The following is a 12,305-nucleotide window of genomic DNA, read 5'->3' on the forward strand; positions in this document are numbered from 1 at the left end:
CTGCTCCCCACCAAGAATGTTCGACATCGGATCAACAGGCGTTTCGGGATCAGGGGGAGGGGCGGCGCTCAGGCCGGGCGCCCCCTCCCCTCCCAGGCCCGTCATCTGCCGTTGACGGTGAACACGTGCGCGGGTCCGGTCGCCGGGTCGAGGCGGACGTAGTTGTCCGCTCGCCAGGTGTATTCGCGGCCGGTCAGCTCGTCGGTCACCCTGAGGTCCTCCTCCCACGTGCGGCCGATCGACGGCAGGTCGAGGTGCACCGTGGCCTCGCGGGCGTGGTGCGGGTCGAGGTTGACGACAGCGATCACGACGTCGTCGGGCTTTCCGGGGGCGCCGGGGCGGTGCTTGGAGAAACAGATCAGCTCGGGCCGGTCCACGTGGTGGAACCGCAGGTTGCGCAGCTCGCGCAGGGCGGGGTGGGCCCGGCGCAGCTCGTTCAGCCTGGTGATCAGCGGCGCGATGGTCTCACCGGCGGCGTCGGCCGCGGCCCAGTCGCGGGGCCGGTACTCGAACTTCTCCGAGTGCAGGTACTCCTCGCTGCCCGGGGCGGCGGGGGTGTTCTCGCACAGTTCGAAGCCCGAGTAGATCCCCCACGTGGGCGAGAGCAGGGCGGCGAGCACCGCGCGCGCCTCGAAGGCGGGGCGACCGCCCTCCTGGAGGTAGGCGTTGAGGATGTCCGGGGTGTTGGTGAAGAAGTTCGGGCGCAGGTAGTGCGCCGTCTCCCGGCTGAGCTCGGTGAGGTACTCGGTGAGCTCGTCCTTGCCGTTGCGCCAGGTGAAGTAGGTGTACGACTGGTGGAACCCGACCTTGGCGAGGGTGCGCATCATCGCGGGCCGGGTGAAGGCCTCGGCGAGGAAGAGCACGTCCGGGTCGCGCTCGGCGACGTCGGCGAGCAGCCGCTCCCAGAAGGCGACCGGCTTGGTGTGCGGGTTGTCGACGCGGAAGATCCGGACGCCGTGGTCGATCCAGTGCCGGACCACGCGCAGGCACTCCTTGTAGAGGCCCTCGAAGTCGTGGTCGAAGCAGAGCGGGTAGATGTCCTGGTACTTCTTGGGCGGGTTCTCGGCGTAGGCGATGGAGCCGTCCGCGCGCTTGCTGAACCATTCGGGGTGCTCGGCCACCCAGGGGTGGTCGGGGGAGCACTGGAGCGCCAGGTCGAGGGCGATCTCCAGGCCGTGCTCGTCGGCCTCGGCGACAAAGGCGTCGAAGTCGGCGAGGGTGCCCAGTTCCGGGTGGACGGCGTCGTGGCCTCCGTCGGCCGACCCGATCGCCCACACCGATCCGGGGTCGCCCGGCCCGGGGGTGAGCGTGTTGCCCCGGCCCTTGCGGTGGGTCTCGCCGACCGGGTGGATCGGAGGCAGGTAGACGACGTCGAAGCCCATGTCGGCGATGGCGGGCAGGCGCTTGGCCGCGGTCGCGAAGGTGCCCGAGGCCTCCTGGCCGGGCGCGGTGTCGACCTGCGCGCCCTCCGAGCGGGGGAAGAACTCGTACCAGGAGCCGAAGAGGGCCCGTTCGCGGTGGACGACGACCTTGGTGCGCCTGGACCGGGTGACGAGTTCACGCAGGGGGCGGACGGCCATGGCGGCGACGACCTCGTCGGTGACGGCGGCCCCGAAGCGCTCCAGCGGTGCTCGGGAGTCGTCGCGCAGGACCTTGGCGGCCCTGGTCAGGATGGGGTTGCGGGGGACGCGGCGGCCGGCCCGGGCGAGCAGGCGGGCGCCCTCCTCCAGGACGAGGCCGGTGTCGGTGTCGAGGGGCAGTTTCACGCGGGCGACGTGGAGCCAGGTGGTGAAGGGGTCGCTCCAGGACTCGACCGAGAACGACCAGTTCCCCTCGGCGGGGAGACTGATCTCGGCCTCGTAGCGATCGGTTCCGGGGGCCTTCTCGCGCATGGGGACCAGTGCCTCGCGGCGGCCCTTGGGCGAGTGGACGACGACGCCGGCGGCGAGGGAGTCGTGGCCCTCGCGGATCACGGTGGCGCCCACGGTGAAGCGTTCTCCGGGAACGGCTTTCACCGGGCCTAGGTCGTTGTCTGGAGAGATATCGAGGATGGGCAGGCGTCCGATCACTGGCTACACCGTAATTGTCGTGGTTCGGGCGTTATCGGGCAGCACGCAGCGGCCTACGTGCAGAAATAATAGGAAGTTAATCCAACGCAAGATGGAGTTAACGAAGTGCTGGATCAGAAACTGTCCGGATTGCGGCTTCGGTGCCCTCCACTGTCTATCGTCAGGCCTCTAGTGGGGTTTGGCGGAGTGCCGGGGCCGGATAATTTATGTGATCCTCATCACACTGGCCGACAGTGCAAAGACCTGGTATTTGCGGCGTTTCGCCCTACTGAACCTCTCAAAACGGGCGTAAGTGCGCACGCGATTCAGGGGTCCCTCTGGTTGTTTTCGCATTCCCCGTCATGAAAAGTCGGAAAATTCCGCTCCGATGTTGGTGGTGCTGCTGGGGTGGGTAGGGATGACCGAATGCAGCCGGTGAGGGCAGGGCCGTATTCCGGACATCCCCTTGTGTCCGATGGAGCCGCATGCGTTGCATTGGCCCCATATTCGGTCGCTCTGTCTCCCGAGGGTTCCACTTTGTTGGCTGACTCGTCTTGATGTCGAGAAATGAGCCGTTGGGTTTCGGGTGATGCGTCCGGGCTCGCGGCTCATGGTCGATCTGCGAGCTTTGCCGCGGATTGAGGAAGCTTTTCGGTGACACGCCCGATTTGACGGACTTCCCTTTGCGAGCGCCCTGCGAGTGTGGGCGACGCAGTGTCCGTGCCGCCCAGCGGCCGGACAGCACACGGCCGTAGGGGGGCGACGTGAGCGAGTCGAACCGGGGTGGTCCGTTCCGGGAGGGGATCCGGGAGGTCCTGGAGGGTGACCTGTTGAGGGGGCGGGGCGGCACGCTCCTGAGGCTTTCGGGGCTCGGCGTCGTCGCCGGACTCCTGTCGGCGGCCCTGGTCATGCCCTGGGCGGGCAGCGCCGGGCTGATCGCCAGGGACGCGGCGGCCGGGTTCATGGCCCTGCCGAGCGACCTCGAGGTACCGCACCTGTCCTCGCGCGTCCTGCTCACCACCGACGACGGACAGCCCTTCGCTGAGGTCGCCGAACGCGAACGCGAGGTCGTCGGACTGGACGAGATCAGCCCGTGGGTGACCGAGGCCCTCATGGCGATCGAGGACGACCGTTTCTACGAGCACAGCGGACTGGACCTGCGCGGTCTGTTCCGCGCGGCGACGCGTACGGCGCAGGGCGACATGCAGGGCGGCTCGACCATCACCCAGCAGTACGTCAAGAACCTCCTCATCGAGACCGCCGAGACCGAGGAGGAGGTCGAGGACGCCAGCGCCCGGACCCTGAACCGCAAGCTCACCGAGCTGCGCTACGCCATCGACATCGAGGACCGCCTCACCAAGGACGAGATCCTCGAGGGTTATCTCAACCTGTCCTACTTCGGAGCCGGCGCGCACGGTATCGAGGTCGCCGCCCAGCGGTACTTCTCCGTCTCCGCCGCCGACCTGGACGCCGGGCAGGCCGCCCTGCTGGCCGGGCTGGTGCGCGGGCCCTCGTTCTACGATCCGCTCAGCAACCCGGAGGACGCCCTCGAACGCCGGAACCTGGTGCTGGACCGGATGGTCGCCACCGAGGTGCTCAGCGCCGAGGAGGCCGCCGAGTACAAGGAGGAGGGCCTGGGCATCGAGCCCACCCCGCGCGGCGGCAGCTGCTCGGAGAGCGACTACCCCTTCTTCTGCGACTACGTCATGCGCTGGCTGCGGAGTTCGGACGTGCTCGGCGAGACCGTCGAGGAGCGCGAGCAGCGCATCGTCCAGGGCGGGTTCACCGTGCGGACCACGCTCGACGCCGACGCTCAGGACGCCGCGCAGGAGGCCATCGACAAGCGGGTCCCGCACGAGGACTCCACCAAGTTCGCCGCCCAGGCGTTCGTCGAGCCCGGCTCCGGCCGGGTGCGCGGCCTGGCGCAGAACATGCGCTACGGGTTCGACGACGAGCAGATCGGGACGACCTCGATCAACCTCGCCGTGGACCAGGCCGACGGGGGTTCCAGCGGCTACCAGGCCGGGTCGACCTTCAAGACCTACACGCTGGCCGCGGCCCTGGAGAAGGGCCTGGGGTACGGCACCAGCTTCTCCTCGCCCAAGAGCATGTCGGTCAGTGGCATGGCCAACTGCGACGGCGGCACGATGGCCTCGTGGAACGTGCGCAACGCCGGTGAGAGCGACGAGGGCAGCCACAACATGATCAGCGCGACCAAGGGGTCGGTGAACACCTACTTCGCCCAGCTCCAGAAGCGCGTGGGTCTGTGCGACACCTCGAAGATGGCGGAGAAGGCCGGGGTGCACCGCGCCGACGGCGGCGATCTCGGGGTGTGGAGCTCCTTCACCCTCGGCGACCAGGAGGTGTCACCGCTGACCGTGGCCGCCTCCTACGCGACCTTCGCCGCCCGCGGCGAGTACTGCGAGCCCCGACCGGTGCGCACGGTGACCGACGACGGCACGGGCGAGGAGGTCAAGACCACCTCCGAGTGCGAGCAGACGGTCGCGCGGGAGGCCGCCGACGGGGTCAACCACCTGCTCCAGCAGACCTTCGACGGCGGTACCGCCAACGGCCTGGACCTGGGGCGTCCGGCCGCGGGCAAGACCGGTACCACCGACGGCGCCGCCTACGCCTGGTTCGCCGGCTACACCCCGAACCTCGCCTCCGCCGTGGTCGTCGGGGACGTGCGCGGCGGTGAGCAGTACCCGCTCCAGGGAGTGACGATCGGCGGCCGCCACTACGGGATCGTCTACGGCGGCACCCTGCCCGGCCCGATCTGGCAGGAGAGCATGCGGGGCGCCACCGCGAACCTGCCCTCGGAGGGCTTCGCCGGATCTCCGGGCGCCTTCGGCAACCCGGACGCCGAACCGCCCAAGAAGAAGGAGGAGGACGACTCGGACGCCTAGAACGGGGGCCTGGGAACGGGACCCGGTGCTGGGAACAGGACTGTCACTGGGTGGAACCTCCAAGTGGGGACGAAGAGGGCTGTGGGACGGAAACATCCCGCAGCCCTCCTTGTTGCCGCATAATGGAGTCATTCCGACAGGGGAGCGCGTGAGCGCTGAGAGTGCGGCACCCGGCCGCAGACCCTTACACACCTGATCTGGGTCATGCCAGCGAAGGAAGTCGTAGGAAACCGTCACCGTACGCGTGTGTTCGCGCGACCCGGTGGCGCTCTTGGCCACATGGGCCCTCGTCACCCCCGACGAAGGGACTTGACCAGTATGAGTACCGAAAACGGTCGCGAGACCGACCCCGCCGCTCACGGGACCGGAACCGAGCGGACCGGTTTCCTCCAGGAGATCCGTGCGAAGGCCCGGAGCTGGCGCACCGTCGACATCGTCGTGGCCGCCGTGATCGGCGTCGCGGTCGGCGTCGTCTTCTGGCTGTGGAACATCGTCTGGTCGGTCACCACCCCGCTGTTCGTCGCCTTCCCGCCCGGGCAGGCCGTCGTCTACGGCATGTGGCTCATCTCCGGTGTGCTGGGCGGCCTCGTCATCCGCAAGCCCGGGGCGGCCCTGCTCACCTCGATCGCGGCCGCCTCGGTGTCCGCGATCCTGGGCACCCAGTGGGGGATGCAGGTCCTCCTCGACGGCACCCTCCAGGGGATCCTGCCCGAGCTGGTCTTCCTGGCCTTCGCCTACAAGCGCTGGAACATGGGTGTGGCCGTGCTCGCCGCGGCGGTCGCCGGCCTCTCACCGGCCCTGCGCGACAACATCGTCTACAACGTGACCTGGCCGCTGCACCACCAGGTGACCTACGGGGTGATCGTGGTGGTCAGCGCCGCGGTCATCGCGGGTGTGGGCGCGCGTCTGCTCACCACCGCACTGGCCCGCTCCGGCGCGCTGGCGGCCTTCCCGTCGGCCAAGGGCTGACCTGTGGCCGAACCGAACGCACGCGGAGCGCGCATCGAGCTCTCCGGCTGGGGGTGGAAGCACTCGGGGCGGGACACCCACGCCCTGCGGGGTGTGGACCTGACCGTCGAACCGGGGGAGCGGGTCCTGCTGCTCGGCGCCTCCGGCGCGGGCAAGTCCACCCTGCTGCACTCCCTGGCCGGGCTCACCGGTGAGGACGGCGCCATCAGCGGCGACCAGGAGGGTTCGCTGCTGGTGGACGGCCGGCCCGCCGACCGGGGCCGCGGCGGGGTCGGACTGGTCAGCCAGGACCCCGAGACACAGCTCGTGATGGCCCGCGCCGGGGACGACGTGGCCTTCGGCCTGGAGAACCTGGGAGTGGACCCCGGCCTGATCTGGCCGCGGGTCGAACGGTCCCTGGCCGAGGTCGGCTTCCCCTACGGGCTCCGGCACTCCACCGGCGCCCTCTCCGGCGGCGAGAAGCAGCGCCTGGTCATCGCGGGGGCGCTGGCCATGCGTCCGCGCCTGCTGCTGCTGGACGAGCCCACCGCCAACCTCGACCCGGCCGGGGCCGAACTGGTCCGCGCGCTGCTCTCCCGCCTGCTCGGTGAGACCGAGGCCACCCTGGTGCTGGTCGAGCACCGGGTGGCCGACGTCGTGGACCTGGTGGACCGGGTCGTGGTGGTCGAGCCGGGCGGCGGTGTGATCGCCGACGGCGCCCCGGCCGCCGTGTTCGCGGAGCACGGCCGTTCCCTGGCCGACCAGGGTGTGTGGATCCCCGGGAACGAACCCGTCCCCGACCTCCCGCCCGCACCCGGCGGGACGCCCCTGGTCGAGGCCGTCGGTGTCGCCGCCCGCACCCCCTTCCAGGTGGGGGTGCGGGCCGCGCCCCGGCGGACGGTGCTCGACGACGTGAACGTCACCCTGGCAGCCGGGACCGCGACCTCGCTGACCGGCCCCAACGGCGCGGGCAAGTCCACCCTGCTCACCATGCTGGCCGGGCTAGCCGGACCCCACCGGGGCCAGGTGGTGCCCCGCGGCCCGCTGGCCGAGGCGGACCGGCGCCCGCTCGTGCGCTGGCCCGCGCGGCGCCTGGCCCGGCACGTGGGCACGGTCTTCCAGCACGCCGAGGACCAGTTCGTCACCGCCACGGTCCGCGACGAACTCCGCTTCGCGCCGCTGCGCGCGGGCATGGGCGGGGCCGAGACCGACGCCTGGGTGGGTGAGCTGATGGAACGGCTGCGCCTGACCCGGCTGGCCGACGTGCACCCGTACACGCTCTCCGGCGGGGAGAAGCGGCGCCTGTCGGTGGCCACCGCGCTCAGCTCGGGGCCCTCGCACGCCCCGGACCTGCTGGTCCTGGACGAGCCCACCTTCGGCCAGGACACACGGACCTGGACGGAGCTGGTGGAGCTCCTGGGCGCCCTGCGCGCCGAGGGGCGGGGTGTGGTCATGGCCACCCACGACCAGCTGCTCCTGCGCTGTCTGACGGACGTACGGGTACGGGTGGCCGACGGCCGCGCCGTCGCCTCGGACGCGGTACGGGAGGCAGACCTGTGAGCGGCTCGGAGAGCACCCGCGCCGGCGGCGGGGCGGTGGGCGGGGACACCCTGACCCTGGACGTGCCCGAGGACGGTGGAGCCCGGTACTGGCTCATGAGTCTGAACCCGGCCGCCAAGCTGCTGGCCGCGCTGACGATCGGGATCGGGCTGATCCCGGCGGTGGACGCGGTGACCGGCGGCGTGGTGCTCCTCGCGGTGCTGCTGACCGTGCCGTTCAGCGGTGTCGACCGGCGCACCCTGGTGGTTCTGGGCGGGCCCTTCCTGCTCATGGGGCTCAGCAGCGGCGCGGTCAACTACCTGTACGGCGAACACGGGCTGGAGGGAGCGGCGGGGGCGGCGGTGCGCCTGCTGGCCATCGCCCTGCCCGGGCTGCTCGCGGCGGTCAGCAGCGATCCCACGGAGATGTCCGACGGTCTCGTGCAGAGGCTGAAGGTGCCCGAGCGCCCGGCCATGGGCGTGCTCGCGGCACTGCGGCTCGTCCCGCTGCTCGCCGACCAGTGGCGGACCATCACCCTGGCCCGCCGGGCCCGCGGGCTGGAGGCCGGGCGCAACCCGGTCCGGATCGTCTCGCTGTTCTTCGGGAGGCTGTTCGCACTACTGGTGCGGTCCATCCGGACCGGAACCCTGCTCGCCACGGCGATGGACGCGCGCGCCTTCGGCACCGGAGAGCGCACCCACGCCCGGTACAGCCGCTGGCGCGCGGCCGACACCCTGCTGCTCGCCGGTACCGTTCTGTTGCTGGTCGGCGCCTACTTCCTGTCGGCCCGCCTGGGGACCCTGGTGCTGCTGTTCGGCTGACCCGGGTGATTAGGTAAGCAGCGGACACTGACGTCGAAGTGAAGAAGGTGTGCAACGTGGGCGAGTTCGTGCGCGTCGAGGCCGACCCGGAGAACCCCGGTGTGGCTGTCATCCGACTCGACCGGCCCAAGGCGCTGAACGCGCTGAACGGCCAGGTCACCCAGGAGATCGCGGAGGCGGCCGCAGCCGTGACCGCCGATTCCTCCGTGCGCGCGGTGGTGCTCTACGGCGGTGAGCGGGCGTTCGTGGCCGGGGCCGACATCAAGGAGATGGCCGACCTCACCCACGCCCGGATGCTGGAGTACTCGCGGTCCCTGCAGAACGCCCTCACGGCGGTGGCCCGCATCCCCAAGCCCGTGGTCGCGGCGATCAGCGGTTACGCGCTGGGCGGCGGCTGCGAGCTGGCGCTGTGCGCCGACTTCCGGGTCGCGGGCACCAAGGCCAGGCTCGGCCAGCCCGAGATCCAGCTGGGCGTCATCCCGGGCGCCGGCGGTACCCAGCGCCTGCCGCGCCTGATCGGCCCGGCCAAGGCCAAGGACCTGGTGTTCAGCGGCCGCCACGTGCGCTCCGACGAGGCCGAGGAGATCGGTCTCGTGGACGAGGTCGTGCCCGACGAGGAGGTCTACTCGGCCGCCGTCGCCCTGGTCGCCAAGTACGTCGACGGGCCGGCCGTGGCCCTGGCCGCCGCGAAGGAGGCGATCGACCGCGGTCTGGAGACCGACCTGGACACCGGGCTGGAGATCGAGCGCCTGCACTTCTCCGGGCTCTTCTCCACGGAGGACCAGAAGACCGGCATGCGCAGCTTCGTCGAGCAGGGGCCGGGCAAGGCCGTCTTCAACGGCCGCTGAACGTCCGCGCGCCTGTCTTCGGAGCCGTTCGCCCAGTTCGGGGCGGGTAGTGTCGGGGCGTCCGCCCCGGCGCCCCGCCTCGTTCTTCCGCTTCGTTTTGCGGTGCTTTGCCGTCGCTTTGACTTTTTGTCGCGTTAAGTGTGATCCGGGACCCAGGGAAGACGTCCGGAACCGGCCAGCCGGGACGGGAAGCGGGGAACCGCTCGCGCGGATTTTCCGTCATACTCGTCAATGGTCGTCCGAGGACGGACGGTTCGCTCGGAGCCCCCGGTGGTGCGCGTCGCGCCCACGCTCTCCGGCGGGACCGAACAGACCACACGGGCCCCTCGAAGGGGCCACACAAGCCAATGTTGACCCATCCCCCCGGCCGATAAGCTGGACGTGGCGGTATGCGGTCTTTTGAGGGGATGAGTTCTCGATGGCAATGTCGGCAGGTTTCCCCACGGGTGAAGAGCTGCCGGAGCGCATCGGCCACTACGTGATCCGTCGCCGCATCGGAGCCGGCGGAATGGGCGTGGTGTACCAGGCCGAGGACCCCCGGACCGAGCAGTTCGTCGCGGTGAAGGTCCTCAAGCCCGAGGTCGCCGGCGACCACATCGCACGCGCCCGGCTCGCCCGCGAGGTCGAGACGATGCGCCGTGTGCAGAGTCCCAACGTGGCCGAGGTCATCGACGCGGACACGCAGGCCGAGCTGCCCTGGGTGGTCACCGAGTACATCCCCGGGCCCACCCTGGACGCGACCGTCACCGACCACGGCCCCCTGCGCGGCCGCGCTCTGACCCGCTTCATCACCGGCATGGCCCGGGCGATCAAGGACATCCACGCGGTGGACGTGATCCACCGCGACCTCAAGCCCGGCAACGTGATCATCTCCAACGGCGAGCCGATCGTCATCGACTTCGGCATCGCGCACGCCGTGGACGGGGCGAAGCTGACCCAGACCGGCACGTTCGTCGGCACGCCCAGCTACCTGTCTCCCGAGGTCATCGAGGGCACGGACCTGGGCCCGGCCACCGACGTGCACGCCTGGGGCGGCACCGTCGCCTTCGCCTCGACCGGGCGCCCGCCCTACGGCGCGGGTTCGTTCGAGGTCATCTTCTTCCGGATCCTCAACGGCGAGATCGACATGGACGGGATGCACGAGGCGCTGCGCCCGCTCGTCAGCCGCGCGGTCTCCCGCGACATGCGGGCCCGGCCCACCGCCGCGGAGCTCATGGTCGAGACCGGGCGCCTCAACCTCGACCTCCCCTGGACCGAGAACCCCGGAGGCCCGCAGTCCACCGGGCAGACCGGCAAGCACACGATGCAGACCCCCGCGCCCACGCGGAGCCCCGCCGCCTCGGGCGGCCACGGCCTGGGCGGGGCTGCCGCGGCCGGTGCGGCGGGTGCCGCCGGCGCCGCGGGATACCTCGCGGGCCGGGCCAACGACGGCTGGGGTCCCGCGCACACGAGCGCGGGCCCTCCGAGCACCGCCAGCGCCTGGTCCAACCCCGCAGCGCCCCAGGCCAACCCGGCCCAGACCAGTCACGCGCGGTCCGGCGGCTGGGTCTCGGACGACGAGGCCACGGACGACCTGAGCGGCGGCCGACCGGCCGGTACGGGCTCGGGTTGGGCCACTGACGAGGACGCCACGGACGATCTGAGCGGCGGTCGGCCGACGGGTTGGGGCGGGGCCGACCCCGAGGCCACGGACGACCTCAGCGGCGGGCGCGCCACCGGGGCGGGCTGGGCCACCGACGACGAGGCCACCGACGACCTGTCCAACCTGCCCGGGACCGAGCGGATCACCCCGGGTTCCTCCAGCGACCTCGACGACCCGCACGGCACGGTGCGGATCCAGCCCGGCCAGGACGACGTCCAGGGCACCCAGCGGATCAACCCGGGCGACCTCGCCCGGCGCGAGGACCCCGCCGGCACCATGATGATGGGCCAGGCCGAGACCGGCTACCCCCAGCACGACCGGGGCGACCGGAGCGATCAGGGGTCCGCTCCGCAGACCCAGTTCTTCAACTCCCCGTTGGACCCGAACGCCTTCCAGGACATCCTGACCCCGGTCGGCCGACAGGGCCAACAGCCGGACAGCACGCAGGAGATCGACGGGGAGGACTACGAGGAGCGCGGCGGCCTGCTCGGACGCTTCCGGCGCGGCAGCAACGACAGGTTCGGTGACTACTTCCGCGGCGACGGCCAGAGCGAGGAGTACTACGAGGACGAGGACGACGAGTACTACGAGGAGTCCTGGCGGATGCATCCGCTGGTGCTCATCCCGATCATGGTCGCGCTGGCCGGTGTGGCCCTGTGGTTCCCGTGGATCGGCATCATCCTGGGCATCGTCGTCATCGCCGGCCTGGGCGCGCTGGACGTGGTCAAGTCCGAGCACGCCCGACGCCTCCAGACACGCGGTCCGCGCAGCTCCGACAGCATGGTGGTGGCGCTCAGCTTCCCGTGGGCCTTCGGGCGCATGGCGGTGCGCACGATCGGGTTCGGCCTGATCTACCTGCTGGGCGGCATCCTCATCGGGATGGTCTACGCCAGGATCATGGAGGTACCGGGGGAGGGCGCCAACTACACGGGCGCCTTCGCGGTGTTCGTGATGATCCTGCTGAGCTACATCATGCCGAGCGGACGTGAGACTCGTCACCAGGCGGTCTGGCTGGTGGAGCGGATCAGGTTCAGCAACCTGTACGTGTACGCGGGCGTGGTGATCGCCATCATCCTGTTCACCATGCTCATCCTGTCGACCGGCCTGACCTCGGCGCCGATCTGGACCACGGGCCCGCTCAGCGGCCCGTCCGACTGGTTCAACAACTAGGCGGACCCGCGTGCGTGACGACACAGGGCGCTCCTCCTCCCGCCGGGAGGGGGAGCGCCCTTCGTTTGACGGTGGTGCGCCAGCGAACGGCGTGTGTCCGGTCACTAAGGTGGGAGGCAGGGACACCGCGCTCAGGCCCGTCGACGCTGGTGGCCGCCCCAGGGGAGGCCCGGCGACGACAGCCGGACGCGTTTTGGTTAGGGTTTCCTAAGTTGAACTTGCGGGCACGGGTTGGCCTTCAAGCTACTAGCGAGTAACATCTGTGTTATGAGCACACGGGCGGGCCGGGTGTAGACGTGTACACCGGACCCGCCGTCGGATGACCGAACGGCATTCGGCATTGTTGGCAGTAACGGGGCGCGCCAGCGCCCACCCGCCTGACG

At 70.5% G+C, this 12,305-nt stretch carries 7 protein-coding genes and 1 riboswitch; of the genes, 6 read left to right on the forward strand and 1 reads right to left on the reverse strand.

What is annotated here, in order from left to right; genetic code table 11:
• Window positions 1-101 precede the first annotated feature (101 nt).
• On the reverse strand, window positions 102-2,069 hold the full coding sequence (locus D458_RS0125700) for an alpha-1,4-glucan--maltose-1-phosphate maltosyltransferase (protein WP_026119684.1): 1,968 nt from the start codon (window positions 2,067-2,069) through the stop codon (window positions 102-104).
• A gap of 743 nt (window positions 2,070-2,812) precedes the next feature.
• Here D458_RS0125700 and D458_RS0125705 point away from each other — a divergent pair.
• The 6 genes from D458_RS0125705 (at window position 2,813) to D458_RS34270 (ending at window position 11,922) form a co-directional block, all read left to right on the forward strand.
• Window positions 2,813-4,954, forward strand: coding sequence for a transglycosylase domain-containing protein (locus D458_RS0125705; RefSeq protein ID WP_017589586.1), 2,142 nt, complete (start codon window positions 2,813-2,815; stop codon window positions 4,952-4,954).
• 128 nt (window positions 4,955-5,082) lie between these two features.
• A riboswitch (TPP riboswitch) is annotated at window positions 5,083-5,190 on the forward strand.
• Window positions 5,191-5,272: 82 nt separating this feature from the next.
• A complete protein-coding gene (locus D458_RS0125710; protein ID WP_017589587.1) occupies window positions 5,273-5,923 on the forward strand; it encodes an ECF transporter S component in 651 nt (216 codons plus the stop codon).
• A gap of 3 nt (window positions 5,924-5,926) precedes the next feature.
• Window positions 5,927-7,462, forward strand: coding sequence for an ABC transporter ATP-binding protein (locus D458_RS0125715; RefSeq protein ID WP_017589588.1), 1,536 nt, complete (start codon window positions 5,927-5,929; stop codon window positions 7,460-7,462).
• On the forward strand, window positions 7,459-8,262 hold the full coding sequence (locus D458_RS0125720) for an energy-coupling factor transporter transmembrane component T family protein (RefSeq protein ID WP_017589589.1): 804 nt from the start codon (window positions 7,459-7,461) through the stop codon (window positions 8,260-8,262). Before D458_RS0125715 ends, D458_RS0125720 begins: the two co-directional genes overlap by 4 nt.
• 38 nt (window positions 8,263-8,300) lie before the next feature.
• Window positions 8,301-9,110, forward strand: coding sequence for an enoyl-CoA hydratase/isomerase family protein (locus D458_RS0125725; RefSeq protein WP_017589590.1), 810 nt, complete (start codon window positions 8,301-8,303; stop codon window positions 9,108-9,110).
• A gap of 418 nt (window positions 9,111-9,528) precedes the next feature.
• Window positions 9,529-11,922: a protein kinase domain-containing protein gene (locus D458_RS34270; RefSeq protein WP_239648064.1), complete on the forward strand. Its 2,394-nt coding sequence runs from the start codon at window positions 9,529-9,531 to the stop codon at window positions 11,920-11,922.
• Window positions 11,923-12,305: the final 383 nt, after the last annotated feature.

The sequence above is a fragment of the Nocardiopsis ganjiahuensis DSM 45031 genome (assembly GCF_000341085.1).
GTDB lineage: Bacteria > Actinomycetota > Actinomycetes > Streptosporangiales > Streptosporangiaceae > Nocardiopsis > Nocardiopsis ganjiahuensis.

What these genes read in the sequence shown, in the direction of transcription:
- D458_RS0125710 (WP_017589587.1), top strand. Translation starts at nt 5,273, where the DNA reads ATGAGTACCGAAAACGGTCGCGAGACCGACCCCGCCGCTCACGGGACC.
- D458_RS34270 (WP_239648064.1), top strand. Translation starts at nt 9,529, where the DNA reads ATGGCAATGTCGGCAGGTTTCCCCACGGGTGAAGAGCTGCCGGAGCGC.